Source organism: Clostridium tanneri (genome assembly GCF_033659955.1).
Classification (GTDB): domain Bacteria; phylum Bacillota; class Clostridia; order Clostridiales; family Clostridiaceae; genus Clostridium_AM; species Clostridium_AM tanneri.
On the sequence record NZ_JARUJP010000025.1, the window covers coordinates 25,967 to 44,255 of the forward strand.

The following is an 18,289-nucleotide window of genomic DNA, read 5'->3' on the forward strand; positions in this document are numbered from 1 at the left end:
TATACCATAATCCTCAGCAGTTAAGCAGCCTTTTCTAACGCTTCACTTAAATCCTTACACATATTTTCTTCTCCAATTTTATGAATAAACCCAGCTTTCTCTAGTACAGAATAAGGCTGCTCCTGTACTCCAAGAAGTATTAATTCAGTGTTATGCTCTATACAACTTCCATATAGGCCTTCTAACTCATGGAAGGCTGTAGCATCCATAGCCGGTACATTGTTCATCTTTAAAATTATAACCTTTATATCATCTTCTATTTCATCCACCGCTTGTTTAAACTTATCTGCCGCTCCGAAGAAAAAAGGTCCATTTATCTCATACATTAAAGTATCATTTGGAATACCCTTTTCCCTTTTATAAAGCTGTGAAGATAAATTTTCAACATTGGTAGTATCAGCCATTCTCTTCATAAATAGTAAACTAGATAAAACCACACTAACCTCTATAGCCATAACTAAGTCAATAAGTACAGTTAGTGCAAAGGTAGTTAACAATATGAACATATCACTTTTAGTTGTACCAAGAAGCTCCTTAAATTCTCTCCACTGACTCATATTATATGCTACTACCATCAGTATTGCAGCTAAGGTGCATAATGGAATCAGTTTTGCATAAGGCATAAACAATAACATAATTAGCAGTAATACTACTGCATGTACCATTCCAGATATAGGCGTAGTTCCACCATTTTTAATGTTAGCTGCAGTTCTTGCTATCGCTCCAGTAGCAGGAATACCTCCAAATATACCTGAAGCTATGTTAGCCAGTCCTTGTGCAATAAGCTCTGTATTTGAACGATGTTTCTCTCCTGTCATGCCATCAGCCACTACTGCGGACAGAAGTGACTCTACCCCTCCAAGAAAAGCAATAGTAAGGGCTGGATGAATTAGCTCCTTTACAACTTCAAGCTTTAATGCTGGTATATGAGCCCCTGGAAAAGCAGATGAAAGCTCTCCATACTTGCTTCCGATGGTATCAACGTTTAATTTAAAAAAATAGGCTAAAACAGTGGCAATTATTAAGGCTACCAAAGACCCAGGAATTGTTTTATTTATTCTTGGCCATAAAACTATAATCAATAAAGAAACAATACCTAAAGCAACACTTGTCCAGTTAATGTTATTGATATTTGAAATATATATCTGCCATTTTCCTATAAATTCACTTGGCACATTATCAATGTTTAATCCTAAAAAATCTTTAACTTGGGTTGAAAATATGACTAGGGCAATGCCACTAGTAAAACCTGTTATTATTGGATATGGTATAAACTTCATCATCTTTCCTAGACGCAAAATACCCATTAGCACTAATATAATTCCTGCTAATATAGTTGATATTATAAGACCATCTAGTCCATACTTAGTCAATATTCCATATACAATAACCATAAAAGCACCTGTAGGGCCTCCTATTTGCACAGAACTACCACCTAAAAATGAAATTATAAAGCCAGCTATTATGGCCGTATGTAGTCCTTTTTCCGGAGATACTCCTGATGCAATAGCTAGTGCAATTGATAATGGCAATGCTATGACTGCCACTATAATTCCAGCAGTAATATCGCTACAAAAAAGGTTAAAATTGTAATTTTTTATGCATGAAAAAAACTTAGGTCTAAATGTGGACAATTTAAAATACCTACCCTTCCTTATATATTTACTAAATAAGTTGTATTTAAAACAACATATTCCATAATATCAAATTATCCCGTCGAAGTGAAAGGTTTAATAGGTTAAAATATCGCCTTATAAGTGGATATAAGCTTATATTTTTTACATATTCTTTAATATGCTTAAAACTATTCCTTTTTTGTATATAACTTGACTTTAATTATACTTACTTGCTTAATTGTAAATAACTTGATTTTTTCTCTCTTATTGTTCATTGATGTAACCTTATAATATTCATACTTATTAAAAACAGTAGCTGTAGTGTTAATCATACACATAACTACACTGCTATTACGTAAATAATAGTATGAATAAATACAAAAAAACTGTTAATAACCTAAGTTATTAACAGTCTGTATTTTGTGCATTATCATGAAGTAATTTAATAATATTACGTAAATCTACTGCAGATATTTGTCCTGGTGCAGAAACTTTTTTAGCTGCTCCAAAAGTTAATGCAGATCCAAATAACCCTCCAGATACTCTACTTATAATCCCTTTTCCATCCATTGATATTGTAATAATAGGCCTATCAGCATACTTCTCATTCATAATGCGAGTTGCATCTAAAAGTGTAATCACATCCTCAGAGCAAGTAGGCATAACTGCTATTTTAGGAATATCTGCTCCTAATTCTTGAGCCTTACATAATCTTGATATGATTTCTTTCTTCGCTGGTGTCTTGTTAAAATCGTGGTTTGATATAATAACTGCTATACCATTTCCATGAGCTATGTTAACCAAGTCTTTTATAGCTTTTTCTTCATTAAATAATTCAACATCAATGACTTCAACAAGTTTTGTTTCAGCAATTGCTCTATTTAATTGAAAATAAGCTTCTACAGCAAGTTCTTTCTGTCCACCTTCTTTAGAACTCCGGAAGGTAAAGATTATAGGCTTGTCAGTTAAAATTCTTCTAATTGTTTCTAATGCTTCTTTGACTCTATCTATTTCTGTAACATCATCAAAGAAGTCTACCCGCCATTCAACAACATCAAAATCCAGATTTCTTAAAAAATTAGCCTCTTCTGCCAATTCTAACAGCGTTTTTCCTATCATTGGTACACAAATTTTAGGTAAACCTTCACCTATTGTGACACTTTTAATATTAACTACTTTCTTCATAAGTATTTCTGATCCTTTCCTTAATTATTTTACCCAAACTATAAAAATTGAGTTACATCAATATTATATTTTTTTATCTTGTTATATAAAGTATTTCTTGTTATATTTAATACCTGGGAGCAATGAGTTATATTGGCTCTATATTTTTTTAGTACTTTTATCAAATGCTGCTTCTCAACGTAATCTAAGTTTAGATATTCAGTCTTTAACTCTATAAAAGGTTCCATATCACAGCACTCTTCCCTAAAATAGTGAGTTGGTATAGATTCTGTATTTATGACTAATTCAATGACATTTTCCAGTTCCCTAATGTTTCCTGGCCAATCATGACTCAACATATTATTTATATATTGCTCAGGTATTTTTATATCCGGCTTATTAAGTCTTTTACCTATACTCTTAAAAAAGTGCTTTGCAAGGAGTAAAATATCTGATTTCCTTTGCCTAAGAGGCGGCAAATATATTGGTAAAACATTTAACCTATAGTATAAATCTTTTCTAAAATTGCCCTTTTCTACTTCTTTTTTTAAATCTCTATTTGTAGCTGCTATAATTCTAATGTCTACAGAAATAGGCTTAGAGCTTCCTATTCTAGTTATGGTACCTTCTTGCACTACTCTTAACAACCTAGTTTGCATTTCTATAGGCATTTCTCCAATCTCATCTAGAAATATAGTTCCTCCGTCAGCCATCTCGAAATTTCCTATATTTCCTCCCTTCTTAGCACCAGTAAAAGCCCCATCTTCATAGCCAAAAAGTTCTGCCTCTATAAGCTGCTTAGGTATTGCCCCACAGTTTAATGCTACAAAAGGTCCATCGATTCTACTACTGTAATTATGAATTGATTGAGCAAATACTTCCTTGCCAGTACCGCTTTCCCCCATTATTAGGATTGTAGACTTACTATCTGAAATCTTTTTTGCGTATTCTACTATTTTTAAAAAATTCTCATCTTCCCCAATTATCTTATCAAAAGTATAAAAAGCTCTACAGTTTTGTGCTGCCTTCTTACTTTTTACCGAGTTTTTTCCTATCTCTTCAAATGTGTATACTATTTCAATTACATCCTCTTCTGAATTATATATAGGAATAGCTGTTAGATTACATTTAAAACTATTTCTTAATGCGTATATATTAACCTCTTGCGACACACTTTCACCTATATATATACTTTTTCTAATTTCCTCCCAATCTTCAATTAGCTCACTCATTTCTGAGGTTTTTAACTTATTTTCTCTACTGCCAAACATATGCAGGCCCTTTTTATTACACATCTTAATTTTTCCATCTACATCTGACAGTATTAATGCTACAGGAATTTGATCAAATATAGTTTTTATATGTTTGTTTGTTACATCCTGTAGCCTATTGCTTTGCTTTGTCATCATTATATCTTCTATGGCTGCAGCTGCTGCCATCACCATACCTAAAGTATGGGATTGTATATGTTTTGCGTATCCAGTAAGATCTAGTACTCCAATAATCTTTTTGTTTTCATCTCTTATAGGGGCAGCGCAGCACCCCCATTTATGATACGCCTTAACAAAATGATCTTTTCCTAAAATTTTAATTGGAGTTTTATCTCTTATAACCATACTCATAGCATTAGTTCCCATATCCTTTTCGTCCATAAATGCTCCTGGAACCATCTTCATAGCAAAGGCCTCTGACAGTATTTTTTCGTTTCCTATAGAATTTAAAATACATCCCTCGCCATCAGTAAGAAGCGCAAAAAACTCGTGTTCTTTAGTTACTTCCGTAAGCATTTCCATATAGGATGCAGAAGTTACAATCAATTCTCTATTTATAGCAATTTTCTTTTGTAACTCTACTTCATTTAGTATTTTCCTACTATATACTTGGTCTACATTAATGCCCCACTTTTTACATCTTTCATGTGAATTTTTAATACTAAGTCTGAAAATTTTTTCATCAATCACTTTACTCCGCCCCTTTATAAAGTGAATCTTTAAATATGAGATAAAGTGTAGTTTACAGTACTTATACTAGTTGTTGATTGGTTAACTATTATTTTATTTATACACCCATAGTCCTGTTTTATTTTAAAAATATTCTCTAAAGAGATTCCTAAAATATCACTTAGAATAATCCTATTAACCCCTGCATGAGCAACAATCACTGTACTTTCCTTTGTGTCTAGCACTATACCTTTGAATATATTTAATACTCTATCTTTAAAAACACCAAAGCTTTCCCCACCATCTGGTGTAAAATCTTTTATATACTTTCCTCGATTTTCAAATTCTTTTGGATACTTATTTTTTATTTCTTCAAAAGTTCTGTTTTCCCACTTACCCATATTTATTTCTCTTAACTCTTTTAATTCTACTTTTTCTATATTTCTACCTTCTGAAATAATTTCTGCAGTTTTCCTCGTTCTACTTAAATCACTACAATATATTTTTTCTATATAAATTTCACTAAAAAACTTTTTTAATTTCTTTCCTTGATTAACTCCTTCCTCATTTAATAGTATATCTGAAAAACCTATGTATCTTTTTTTATCATCAGTATCTATTTTTCCATGTCTGACTAAGTAAATAATTTTATTCATATGAGATAATTTCCTCTATACAATTAATTTTTTCTGCAATTTTCTCTGCATTTTTAAGTCTCTGCTCTATCCTTTTTATAATTTCTGTATCACGACAGTATTTTTTAAAGGCTTTATTAAATCTTTCTTTAAGTGAGCTGCTTTCAGAGTCCATATTTAATTTATCTGCTAGATATACTATTTCTTTTTCCGTGATTTCCTCTTTCTCATTTACTGAAATGTCCATATGAACTTCTATAATGTCACCAATTTCTCTATATCCTAAACTCCTCATAATTTTACCTGCTGCCTCTGCATGGTTTTTTTCTTGCCTGACGATATCATGGAGCAGTGCAGCTGCTCTAATTTTATTTATATTTAAATTCTTACCTTTCCTATTTAATGTCTGAGCTATATTTACAGCAGTTGCTGCTACAGCTTCTCCATGGCTTACTATTTTTTCAGGAACACTGTATTTCCTTAATATTGCACTACATTCCTCTTCATTTGGTGTGTCATAAAAAGTAAAATAATTTAGTAAATTATTATAATCTTCTAAAGTATCCATATCTAACAATATTCCATTATCTATTACTTCAATAGTTGATGAGTCTTTTTCGTATAAGCTTAGCACCTCTCTTAAGCCACCGCTGCTAATGTTTTTTATTATGTTATTCTTATACTTAGTAGATATTAAAGGGGGATGTCCTTTTTTCCCCTTAAATTGTGGATAAATAATACCCTTTTCTCCTTTTAAAAACTCTTCTTTAAGTAATTCCAAAGTCTTTATTTTTATTAGGGGTATATCCACAGGAATTAAAAAAAAACCTTTTGAATCTTTATCAATTTCACTAAGTGCTTTTAAAACAGATGAACTCATTCCTTCTTTATACTTTTCATTTAGTATACACCTTACCGATTCCTTCTTTAATACATTTACTATTTCCTCGGCTCTATGCCCCACTATAACTAAAATGTCCTCTATACCAGCACTAATAAAAGTTCTTATAATCATCTCTACCGCTGTAACCCCTCCAAATTTAAGTAGTGGTTTGAACCCATTCATACGAGAAGATAATCCTGCAGAAAGTATTATAGCTGAATATTTACAACTATCTTTCATTATTTTTTTCCCTTCTTACTTTTATTAACTCTGCAGCAATACTTACCGCTATCTCTTCAGGAGTCTGGGCAGAAATTGGTAAACCTATTGGAGCATATACTCTAGAAAGGTCCTCATTGTTATATCCCTCTTCTAATAAATTATTGTAAGTAATCTTAATTTTATTTTTACTACCTATCATTCCAATATATTTAGCATTGGTTTTAAGCATCTGAGATAAAACTTCTTTATCATAAGCATGTCCTCTTGTAACTATTATTACATAACTTTGCTTGTCTATTTTTATTTTATCTGATAAATTCTTAAAGGAAGGAATTACAATAACCTCATCCGCTGTTTTAAATCTATCCATATTTGCAAATTCTGCTCTATCATCTAGAACAATAGTTTTAAAATCTACTAGCTTTGTTATATCTGCGAGCTTTTGGGATATATGCCCCGCTCCAAATATATATACAGTTTCAAGATTTAGTACCGGTTCTATAAAATACTCTTTATCGTTAACATCTACAGTATGAATAGTCAGTTCTTTAAATCTTTCCCTAACCTTTTTAAAAACCTCTTGTACAGAATCTTCTTCTTCTCCATAAAAATCTGTTTCAGTACAAATCCACTTATAAGGTTTTCCTTCACCAAAACTATCTTTACTAATTCTACTAATTAAATAAAAGTTAACCCCTCTTTCTTCAAGTTCAAATGCCTTTTTATATATTGCTGTTATAGTACTTCCTTCACCATCTATATATTCAACTAAAACCTTTAAGTTTCCTCCACAAATCATTCCTATAGAAGAAGCTCCTTCATTGGATAAGTTGAAATCTTCAACAACAGAACATTTATTATTTAAAACCATATTAGCTAGTTTTATAGTTAAAGCCTCAAATATTCCTCCACCTACTGTTCCTATGATAGAAAGGTCTCTTTTTATAATCATTTTGGTCCCTTTCTCCCTAGGGGCAGATCCAGATTTATCTAAGATAGTGACCAAAGCAAAGCTTTCTTTTTTATCCAAAAGTTCTATAATATCTTTATATAAAATCATTATCCTTCATACTCCCTTCTATAATCATAAATTCTTCGTTTTAAGGTGCCATTGCCACTTTCCTTTTCTCTATCAGGAAGCAAAATTTTAATCTCTAAAATTCCTTTTTTAATAGATTTACTTATTACAGGTATTTGATTTAGATTTCTTACAATTTCATCTTTTACAACTTCAAAGTTTTCCTTGCTAACATAAGCTGTTATAACAAGTTCACTTTTTTCTTCTATATTATTTTCTCTATAATTATACAATTTTCCTTCCTTTTTATTGTAAATTTGTGATTTAGAGTTATCCATAACACTAACTTCATAATTCATAATTTCTTTTATTTTAATGAGATTTTCATCTATATCTCTCATATTTAAAAAATTACCATCATAAATTTCAACTTTATTTTCTATTCTTCCTAAAATTCTATCCATGGTCCTTAATACTGTACCGCAGTCGCAGGCCTTCGCACTGAATCTTCCTTTATCACCGGTGCGATACCTAATTAGAGGCATTCCTTTTCTTGTAAGAGTTGTGAATACTATTTCACCGTATTCTCCATCCTTTACTTTTCTTCCTGTGGTAGGACTAACTACTTCAAAATATAGATCTGCTTCTCTTAAATGATATCCCTTTAGAGATTCACACTCTACTCCTCCCCCTAATCCCATCTCAGTCATACCATAATGAGTAAAAACCTTGCAATTCCCTGAATCCGTCAATTCCTCTATAAGGGCATTAGGAACATAATCTGTACTTAACAATACCTTTTCTATACTATTAGAAAAAACTTCCTTTTCCTTTCTACTTAATGAAAGCACCTGAACAGGTATTCCTACTAGGGAATTTATGTTTTTTAATTTGATAATATTCGATACTTTCTTTACATCTTTTATGGGGCCCTGTATATAGGATTCCACATTTATTCTACTTAAAGCCTTTTTTAATAAATCTCCTACAGAGCCAGATATTTCCCCGGGCAATAGTATGAGCACTCTATCATTACTATTTACAATATCCTTCATGCCTTCTTTAAAAAAATCTATAGTAAGCTCTTGATCTTCCTCTGTAAAAAATATTCTTTTTGATTTTCCTGTAGTTCCAGAGGTGTTAAGAGATACAATTCTACTTATATATTGTTGGGATACACATAAAAATCTAAGAGGATTGTCCTTTATATCTTCTGCGGTAGTAAAGGGGACTTTCTCAAAATCTTCAAAAGAATTAATATCATTTTCATTAATATATCTTAACTGTTCCTTATAAAATCTACTATTATTTTTCACATAATTTATATTTTCCTTTAGCTTTCTTAACTGATAGTCTTCTATGTCCCTGCTGCCTATTTTCTTAAATATCCAATTTTCAAGAGATGTTTTTTTCACTGTTACTTCCTCCTGCGATATAAATAATTTCCCTTTATATCTGTAAGATTATATGCGCAGAAAGGAATAAGTTTACCTTCTGGATTTACCACATGTATGCAGCAATCCTTTACTCTCTCTAAATCTATATTCCAAACATCTTGAAAGGCCATACCGGAAATGCTAAAGGAATAATTCTTAATACTTTGGATAATATCGTCCCAGTTCATGATTTGTGAGGTACCCATTTTAATATTAGAGCTGACATTGTTTCTTTCGGACCAATTTCTAGCCACAAACTTTTTTGCTTTTTCCGCTCCAGCTTCTGCTTTTTCACTGCTGCAGCAACAATCACTAGAGTGCTTAGTTACTTGAGATAGCTGTCCATTTCCTTTATATATATAGTTACCATGGAAGGAGCAAAAAGAATTTTCACAACCTGGTGGTCTAAAGCTTTCCTCTTGAATTCTTCCCCCAGTCTGCTTTTCTATAGCCCTAATCACCTCTGGTATAGTAACTCTATCCTCATCCTTAGGAATATCCGGAATCCTTCCAAAGTAACTTACTGGTTGAAAATGTACTCCTCTTACTGTTGGTAGATTTTCTAGAGCAAAATCTATAATAGCACCTATGTTGTCTATATTTATTTTAGGAACCAAAGTAGGAACAAGAATCACTCCAATATTATATTTTTTACAACTTTCTATAGCCTTTAGCTTTAAGTTGAGAAGTTTTTTTCCTCTTAATTTTTCATATATGCTGTCATCCATACCGTCAAATTGTAGGAAAATAGAATTAAGACCTGCCTCTTTAAGCTCCTTAAGGTAACCCTCCTCCTCTGCAATACGGACTCCATTAGTATTTAATTGTATAAAACTAAAGCCTATGGAATGTCCTAGTCTTATTATTTCTGGTAAATCCTCTCTTACTGTAGGCTCTCCCCCTGATATTTGTATATTGCAATTACCACTAGACTTTAAAACAGATCTATAAAGAAACTCTATTTTCTCTAGTGTTAATTCATTAAAACTGCTGCCAGAATTAGCAAAACAAAAGCTGCAGTTTAAATTACATTTGTCTGTAACCTCTATAAGTGCAGTGCAGGTATGTTGCCTATGTTCTTTGCATAATCCACAATCAAAGGGACATCCTTTTTCTATCTCTGTAAAGGGAGTTTTAGGGTAGGAAGGTATTTTATTTCTAATCCAGCTCTCTATCTTAGGACTATCCCTCCATATAATAGTTTTAAAACTCCCATGATATTCACATTCCTTTTGTAAGTAAACATTCGTTCCCTCTTTTATTTTTTTTGCTTCTATTTTCTTTAGACAAATAGGACATAAACTTTCTGTTTCAGAAATCACTGTAGCTTTATCCATAGTTACTCCCTTTCTCCAAAATCGTATTCATGTTTATATAATATTTCCTGAAGTTTTTCATAGCTTTTTATAAGTATATTGCCGCACTTTATCGGATAACTTACATTGCCCTCACTATCACTTATCACATGGGCTCCAACTATATCCCCGCATTCGATACTCTCGAATTCTTCTTCAAACCATTCCATATATTCGTTAATCATTTCATTAAAGGCTTCACCTTTACTTTCTCTAGCTTCTCCTTTACCTGCATATAAGGATAAAATACATATACCTCCTGTAACAACTCCACAGGTTCTTTTTGAAAAACCTATGCCGCCGCAGAGCCCATTTACTGCTTTTATTAAATCCTTGTTTTCCTTTCCCTCTTCCTCTAAAGCCAGCTTAAGAAGTATTTGTGTGCAGCAAAAACCTTCTGAGGATAGCTTGTAAATATCAAATGCTATATCATTCATCTTATTACCTCCAGATTACTCATATTTATGGAGAACTTTATTATATTAAGTTTTTCTTCCGACTATAATGAAATATCCAACCTTACACCTGCGCAAAATTTCTTCAAATTTAGAGGAGTTTATACTGCATTCAGTACTGTTACGCCAAAATATATTCATATAACCATACGTAAAAATAATTTTTACCATCAATTGCTTTAATAAATCTGAACAATCTTTGCAGAGGGCTATTTTAAATCCCTGTCTTATAAACTCCTCTTTTAATTCCTCTAAATCATGAAGCCCTCTCATACAGCTATTAAAGTAAAAATCTTTTAATTCGTGAATAAATTGTGGATTCTTGGCATACACATCTGTAGCAATAAAATACCCATCTTTCGCTAAAACTCTATAGGCTTCAGAAATAACTTTATTTCTGTCCTCCATAAGAGATAATGTACACTCTGCAAAAATCCCTTTCATACTGCTTTTTTCAAAGTCTAAAGATTCTCCCCTTCCCTCTACTAAATTAAGTTTTTTATTTCTCTTTTTTCCTATTTCTATTAATTTTCTTGAGGGATCTATACCGACAGCCTCTAATTCATACCTGTCCCATAAATACTCTACAGTAGCTCCCATTCCACAGCCTATATCTAATAGCTTATCTCCCTTTTTAAACTTACAAAATTCTACAGCCTCATCGGTTAAACAAAATCCCCCTGGTCTCAAGGTAGTTCCTAGAGCTTCCCTCATAGCCCTACTTTCATAAGCATTGCAACTGACCATAATTATTTGTCCTCCAGTCCCTTTTCCACTTCCAGCATTTTACCTGCCGCTAACTCTTCTGTTATAAGTACCATACCGCATTTAGGACATTTCATTAGTTCCACTTCAAAGTTTCCTCCAAGATAAGTTACATTTGTTTTTCTAAGCTGTAGATTTATACCACAATTAAAACAAATCCAAGGCACTTGCTCTTCACTTTTAGTATTCATATTTTAGCCCTCCAAAACTTCCATTCTATGACTATAAACATTGTGAACAAGATATTTTTCTTGTTCATATTCATACTCAACCCAATAGGTCACATTTGCCAATCTTTTTCTAGCTAAAAAATGACCATTGTTAGGATTTACAAATTTCTCTACATTACTTTCAGCATTCTTTATAACCTTTTCCACATCCTGTAAAAGAATTAATTTATCTTCCATCTTTTCTTCTATAGACTCTGACAAAATAATATTTGCTGCTATTTCTCCACCATGGTGAATGCTTTCACCGTAAAGCTTTAATAATTCTTCTTTAACCTTAGTCCTATTTAATCTTCTTTCCCATAACTTAGGACCTTTTCTTTCTCCTAACTTTTCTAAGTCCTCACCATAAATTAAATCTAAAATATGAAAAGCTCTCTTTCCCTCTAATGAAAATAAATCTCTGCACATTGAACAATAAACTACATAATCTTCCTCTGCTTCATTTATTCTATCTTTTATGAATTCCTTTGACTGTTCTTTATTAGCATAATAAATAAGACCCCCATAGCCACAGCACTTAGTTTTTTCTCTTGAGAATTTAAGCTCCTTAACAGAATGCCCTAATTTCTTTATGATTTTTCTAACACTATCTTGAAGTGTGCTATCATATCTCGTAGTGCAAGCATCATGTATACTTAAGGTTTTATACTCATGTCTACTATTTTCCTGTGGTATTCCACTCTTATCCATAAACTCCCACAGTGAAACACAATTTATTTCTGGTATATAGGTTCTGAATATATTAGAGCAGGTTGAACAAGCTAGAATTAAAGAAGGCTTACCCATACTCTCCCACTTTTCAATAGTATTTTTAATGCTAGCCTCAAACTCTTGTTTGCGACCTGACCATTCTGCTGGTGCACCACAACAGCCTAGCATAATACCTACTCCATCTTTAATCTTTGTAGTCAAGTAACTATATATTTTAGAAATATACTCTGGGGAGGAGGCACTTAGCTGACATCCTGGAAAGAATAGGTGGCTGCTGCGTTCAAAACCAGGCTGGTGTTTTAATAGAGTAAATTTATCACTATTACTAAATTCCATATCTTTCAAGGCAAAATCATGGGCGGAAGGAGGCATTTTTTCTTTTTCTACCATACTTTGACGGGTTTCTATAATTATATCCCTCATGTTAAGCTTTGAAGGACAAACTTCACCACATAAACCACATAAGCTACAGGAGTTAATCATTTTATTTGCATGGTGATCTCCCAATATAATAGCTTCATTATGATTTATGCTTCTTATATAGCTCTTAGGAGTCATTTTGAATTTTTTTAGGTGTACACATGAATTAACACATTCAAGGCATTGACATCTAATGCATCTCTTTGCCTCTAAAACTGCTTCCTGTTCACTGTATTCACCTTTATCACTTCTGTTTATAGGCAATATTTTTTCAATATTCTCCGTGTTTAAAGTAAGAGGCGTAGTATAGGAACCTTCATTTTCCCTTGATGCAGTCATAGATATTTTTTGAATATACCTGTCTACAGATACAGCTGCTCTTCTTCCTGCAGATATAGAATATATAACTGAATCATTTTTGTTTACTAAAGTTCCTCCTGCAAATACCCCTGGTATTTTAGTCTGAAATGTGGAATCACTAATCTCCAAATCCTGATGCCATTCTCCTGTATCTATGCAGACCGCATCATAGTCCTTTGATATTTTTTGGAGTTCTTCTTCTCCTACTTTACTATTAAACCTTATGGATATTTTTCCTTTTTTGATATGCTCAAGCTCCTCCCTAAGAAGCTCTGGTGGTAATTGAAAATTCCACATCCTTCCACCTATTTCTGCTTTTTCTTCAAATATAGTCACAGCATAGCCTTTCTTATCTAAATCTAAGGCAACAGTAAGACCACTTATTCCTCCACCTACTACTGCAACAGTCTTACCATTTTTAGGTATGGAAAATTCTTTTTTTGGAGTTCCATAACCGTGCTTTATTACTGCTTTTTCAAGTGCACCTATAGATATAGCACCGCCCAAATCTTTTCTGATACAAACCTCTTCACAGGGATGATCACAGATGTTGCATATAACCCTTGGAATAGGTACTCTTTTTGCTAAGGTTTTATAGGCCTTTTTAAGATTTCCTTCGCTTACTTCTGCAATAAAGGTCTTTATATCCACATGTATAGGGCACTGTGCTATACATGGAGATGGTTTATCTGTTATACATAGCTTCTCTTTACTCAACAATTTTTCTAAATCCATTTTCCACCTCTTTATGATGAGATATTATTTATTATGGAACTTAGAGAGTGAGAATAGAATTCTCACTCTCTAGTACTGAAATAATATAGTTACTTAATTATGAACTATAATTTTATGCTATTTTTTAAGTGCTGCTAAAACCTTTTCTGGTAAAGCTGGTAACTCAGTAATTTGTACTCCACAGGCATCATAAATTGCATTAATTATAGAAGCATGAGGTGCTGATAATGGCATTTCACCTGCACCTGAAGCACCATATGGACCGTTTGGTCTCTTAGTTTCTTGATAAATTATTTCTATATTGTCAGGTACATCCTTGATTTGTGGAATTCCACATCCGGTAAGTGTAGTGTGTTTCTTCAAGTCTTCAAAGTCTTCACTTAAGGCTAATCCAATACCTTGAACTAATCCACCATACATTTGACCATCAACTACAAGCTTGTTAACTATAGTTCCTAGATCTGCTATTAAAGTAAGCTTATCTATATTAGTCTTTCCTGTAGTAGTATCTACTTCTACCTCTGACATAAGAACACCATACATATAAGTTGGGAATGGGTTTCCTTGACCATCTTTTGGATCTGGAGCATTACAAGGTGCTGTCCATGATCCAGCATATTTTAAATCTTTACCTGCAGCTACCATTTCATCATAAGTCATGTAAGTGCCATCAGCTTTTTTCATAGCTGCTAGTAGATTCTCACAAGCAACTCTAGTAGCATTACCAGTTACAACGTTAGAACGGCTTCCGCCTGCAGGACCGCTATTAGGAGTTTTCTCCATATCATTCATAACTAATTTTATTTTCTCTGGAGCTATTCCTATTGGTTTTAAAGTTTCATGAGCTATAGTTAAAGTTCCCATGTCAGCTCCTTGACCATGGTCTTCCCAAGAGTTTCCTACAGTAACTCCTGCTTTAGTTAACTCTGCCCATGCATGTGAGGTATCTGGACCATCAAGACCACAACCATAGATTAATAAGGAAGTTCCTACTCCATATTTTTTATCTCCGCCCTTAGCATTCTTCTCTGCAGCATTTTGCTTAGCTGTCTTATATAGTGGACGTAATTTTTCAATCATACTTGGTAAGCAGATTACGTCTGGATCACAGCCAGTAGGAGTTTTATCGCCCTCTCTGTAAACATTCATATATCTCAATTCAAGAGGATCTACACCCATCCTCTTAGCTAGTTTATCAACTAAAACTTCTGAAGCAAATAAACTCTGTGGTGAACCATATCCCCTGAATGCTGAACCCCAAGCATGGTTTGTAGCAACTGTTCTTCCGTTTCCTCTTATATTTGGAATGTTATATCCTGCACCCATAAATTGTGAACCTCTAGTAGTTACAAGGTCACCAAATTCACAATATGGGCCGTGGTCAACAGACCAGTCAGTTTCTAATGCAGTGAATTTTCCGCTCTTGTCAGCACCTAACTTAAGATGCATAAAGAAAGGAGATCTCTTTCCAGTATAAGTTATTTGTTGATACATATTGAATTCCAAGAATACTGGTCTCTTTGTTACTAATGCTGCTACCCCAAGAAGACCTTCCATAGTTGGACTAAATTTATATCCGAAAGTACCACCTGTAGGATTTTGAACTATTATTACGTCCTCTAGAGGAACTCCTATACCATCTGCTACCATAAGAGCATGGAAATGAAGTGCTACACTCTTTGAATGTATAACTAATTTCCCATCTTCGTTAAAATAAGCAAATCCAACATCTGGTTCTAGTGGAAGGTGTGGTTGTCTTCCTACATATGAATCATCTTCAACTACATATTCTAATGAATCCATTAAAGGTTTTGTATCTTCACCTTTTATAGTAGAACATTCAAAATAAATATTTGGTGTTCCAGGATGAATTTCTATAGCATCTTCAGCCATAGCTGCTGGAGCACTCATGTACGCTGGTAATTCTTCTAATTCCACTTTAACTTTTGCTGCTGCTGCTTCTGCTTGACATGGTGTATCAGCAAGAACCATAGCTATAGCATCACCAAATTGGAATACCTTTTTATCATTTAATATTGGTCTTTCTAGTCCATCTCCTTTATTAGATGGGAAAGCCAATCCATTTATTCTATTAGTTCCCGGTACATCCTTATATGTTAGAACTCTATAAACACCAGGCATTTTTTCTGCTTCTGAAGTATCTATAGATAATATATTTGCATGAGATACTGTTGCTTGTACTAATTTAATGTGTAATGTATTTTCTGGAAGTCTTAATCCTAAATCTGCTCCAAAATCCCAAGTTCCTGTTACTTTTGCTAGTGCAGAAGGACGTATAGCCTTTGAACCTAAAAGACTTTCTCCCTTTGGAAGCTTACTCCATAATTCTTCTTTTGTTACTTCTCCACGGATTAACCTTGCTGCTTCCATAACTGCATCAACTAATGGCTTATATCCTGTACATCTACATAGATTTCTATTTTTCTGGAACCAAGCTCTAACATCATCTCTTGTTGGATTGTTATTACTTTCAAGTAGTGCTTTAGCTGAAACTATAAATCCAGGTGTACAGAAACCGCATTGTGCTGCACCATGTATCATCCAAGCTAGTTGTAATGGATGAAGATGTTTTTGGTCTCCAACTCCTTCTATAGTTATAATTTCTGCTTCATCAGGAACTCTTTTCATTCTAGTTATGCAAGATCTTACAACCTTGCCATTTAAAATTACAGAACAAGCTCCACATTCTCCTTTTCCACAACCTACCTTAGTACCTGTTAAAAGTAATTGTTTTCTTAAAACATCAGATAAAAGCCCCTCTGCTTCTGCAATAACAGTTCTTTGAACCCCATTAATAGTTAAATTCTTTTTTATCATATACCTGTCTCCTTTCAAGGATAAATAAAAATATATTATATTAAAAAATTAATATAATCCCCCTTTTCCAAAGCTGCAGTTTGGATACCTGCACTCTTTGCATTGTAAACACATTCCCCCATGTCCAAATTTTACAATATCATTCTTAGTTACTTTTTCTCCTGCTAATAGTCTTGGTATTACTAAATCAAAAATCGTTATTTTATTGTACATAACACAACCTGGTAAACCAAGAACAGGAATATCATTTATATAGCTCAGCAAAAACATTGCACCTGGCAAAGTTGGTGCACCATAAGAGACAATATCTGCACCTGCCTTTTTAATTCCTAGAGGAGTTACGTCATCTGGATCTACAGACATTCCTCCTGTAACAGTTATTAGCTCCACTCCCTCTTCTATAAGAGATTTAATAGACGCGGCAATGTACTCTGAATCATCCTTTGCAAATACCTGTTTTTCTACAGTACATCCTAATTTATCAAACTTACTACGTATTACTGGTCCAAACTTATCTTCAATTCTTTTGTAAAATACTTCGTTTCCAGTTGTAACAATTCCAACCTTCTTGTTTTGTAAAGGTAATACCTGCACTATAGGATACTTATCGCTGCAAATTCTTTCTATACTTTTAATTTTTTCCTCTTTTGTTACTAATGGTATAATTCTAGTTCCTGCAATAACTGTGTTTCCTTCTACTAATTGATTGGTATGCAATGTGGCAAACATTATATCATCAACACTATTTATATCATCCAAAGCCCTATAGTTTACCTTTAATAAACCTGGGTACTTTGATAATAGACTTACTTTTCCTTCCTTAGGCTCAGAAAAAGTTACTCCCTTTCCAGCTGCTGCCTTTGCCATTCTTATTGCGGCATCGTTTTCATGCAAGTCTCCTTCATTAAATTCCATAATAAATATGTGTTCTTTTCCCATATTTAAAAATCTCGGAATCTCCTCCTCAGTTATTATATGTCCTTTTTTAAATGCGACTTTTTTGTGCTCCCCAGGAATTATTTCAGTCATATCATGCCCAAGTACCATTCCCACTGCTTCCTGAACAGGTAGTAACCTCACAACCCACTCCCCCTTTGTAAGTCTATTTAATTTGTAAAATAGTTGTATACATTAAAATATATAGCAAGTCTTATGCCATTAACTGGGATATGCCATTTTATGTAATATTGTTTTTTTATTAACATTGATTGCTAATTTTTTGAGCAAAATACCTTTATTATAACTGTTCATTTTTTAATCACTGTATAATTTTTGAGCATTGAGATTAAGAAGATAGGTTATTCAGTTATTATCTTTCATATTGTTTAAAATCAATGCAGTAAAAAAAACCATGACTTTTCATGGATTAAGTTAATTAAAAACCCCGTACTTTTTAAAAGTACGGGGTAAAACTATATTATTAGCAGACTTCACTTATCTTGTCTGATTGTGATTTATCGTAAACAATAAAAAAGCCTGTAAACATGAATGTTTACAGGCTTTTTG

At 33.1% G+C, this 18,289-nt stretch carries 14 protein-coding genes; all 14 read right to left on the reverse strand.

The window, feature by feature from the left end; translation table 11 throughout:
* Positions 1–20: 20 nt before the first annotated feature.
* Complete coding sequence (locus tag P8V03_RS16125; protein ID WP_428978986.1) at positions 21–1,601, reverse strand: SulP family inorganic anion transporter; 1,581 nt, start codon at positions 1,599–1,601, stop codon at positions 21–23.
* A gap of 420 nt (positions 1,602–2,021) precedes the next feature.
* Entirely contained in the window at positions 2,022–2,801 is a 780-nt protein-coding gene (aroD, locus tag P8V03_RS16130; RefSeq protein WP_318798970.1) for a type I 3-dehydroquinate dehydratase, read from the reverse strand.
* A 38-nt stretch (positions 2,802–2,839) separates the two neighbouring features.
* Positions 2,840–4,741, reverse strand: a complete 1,902-nt coding sequence (locus P8V03_RS16135) for a sigma-54-dependent Fis family transcriptional regulator (protein WP_396125160.1) — start codon at positions 4,739–4,741, stop codon at positions 2,840–2,842.
* A gap of 29 nt (positions 4,742–4,770) precedes the next feature.
* Positions 4,771–5,376, reverse strand: a complete 606-nt coding sequence (gene cobC, locus P8V03_RS16140) for an alpha-ribazole phosphatase (RefSeq protein ID WP_261673288.1) — start codon at positions 5,374–5,376, stop codon at positions 4,771–4,773.
* The gene (locus P8V03_RS16145) at positions 5,369–6,478 is read right to left on the reverse strand and encodes a DVU_1551 family NTP transferase (protein ID WP_261673289.1); all 1,110 of its coding nucleotides are present in this window, start codon (positions 6,476–6,478) and stop codon (positions 5,369–5,371) included. The genes cobC and P8V03_RS16145 overlap by 8 nt, the downstream gene beginning before the upstream one ends.
* Positions 6,468–7,520: an XdhC family aldehyde oxidoreductase maturation factor gene (locus P8V03_RS16150; protein ID WP_318798971.1), complete on the reverse strand. Its 1,053-nt coding sequence runs from the start codon at positions 7,518–7,520 to the stop codon at positions 6,468–6,470. The genes P8V03_RS16145 and P8V03_RS16150 overlap by 11 nt, the downstream gene beginning before the upstream one ends.
* Positions 7,520–8,893, reverse strand: a complete 1,374-nt coding sequence (locus P8V03_RS16155) for a DVU_1553 family AMP-dependent CoA ligase (protein ID WP_318798972.1) — start codon at positions 8,891–8,893, stop codon at positions 7,520–7,522. The genes P8V03_RS16150 and P8V03_RS16155 overlap by 1 nt, the downstream gene beginning before the upstream one ends.
* 2 nt (positions 8,894–8,895) lie before the next feature.
* Positions 8,896–10,251 (reverse strand): radical SAM (seleno)protein TrsS, encoded by a 1,356-nt coding sequence (gene trsS, locus P8V03_RS16160; protein WP_318798973.1) that lies wholly within the window; start codon positions 10,249–10,251, stop codon positions 8,896–8,898.
* A 2-nt stretch (positions 10,252–10,253) separates the two neighbouring features.
* Positions 10,254–10,706, reverse strand: coding sequence for a DVU_1555 family C-GCAxxG-C-C protein (locus P8V03_RS16165; protein WP_261673292.1), 453 nt, complete (start codon positions 10,704–10,706; stop codon positions 10,254–10,256).
* A gap of 45 nt (positions 10,707–10,751) precedes the next feature.
* Positions 10,752–11,471 carry a DVU_1556 family methyltransferase gene (trsM, locus tag P8V03_RS16170; protein WP_318798974.1) on the reverse strand — a complete coding sequence of 240 codons (720 nt, stop codon included), beginning with the start codon at positions 11,469–11,471 and terminating at the stop codon, positions 10,752–10,754.
* A gap of 2 nt (positions 11,472–11,473) precedes the next feature.
* On the reverse strand, positions 11,474–11,680 hold the full coding sequence (locus P8V03_RS16175; RefSeq protein ID WP_261673294.1) for a DVU_1557 family redox protein: 207 nt from the start codon (positions 11,678–11,680) through the stop codon (positions 11,474–11,476).
* Between the two features lie 3 nt (positions 11,681–11,683).
* Complete coding sequence (locus tag P8V03_RS16180) at positions 11,684–13,945, reverse strand: pyridine nucleotide-disulfide oxidoreductase/dicluster-binding protein (protein ID WP_318798975.1); 2,262 nt, start codon at positions 13,943–13,945, stop codon at positions 11,684–11,686.
* Between the two features lie 117 nt (positions 13,946–14,062).
* Positions 14,063–16,783: a molybdopterin-dependent aldehyde oxidoreductase gene (locus P8V03_RS16185; RefSeq protein WP_318798977.1), complete on the reverse strand. Its 2,721-nt coding sequence runs from the start codon at positions 16,781–16,783 to the stop codon at positions 14,063–14,065.
* A gap of 48 nt (positions 16,784–16,831) precedes the next feature.
* A complete protein-coding gene (locus tag P8V03_RS16190; protein ID WP_318798979.1) occupies positions 16,832–17,863 on the reverse strand; it encodes a molybdopterin-binding protein in 1,032 nt (343 codons plus the stop codon).
* Positions 17,864–18,289: the final 426 nt, after the last annotated feature.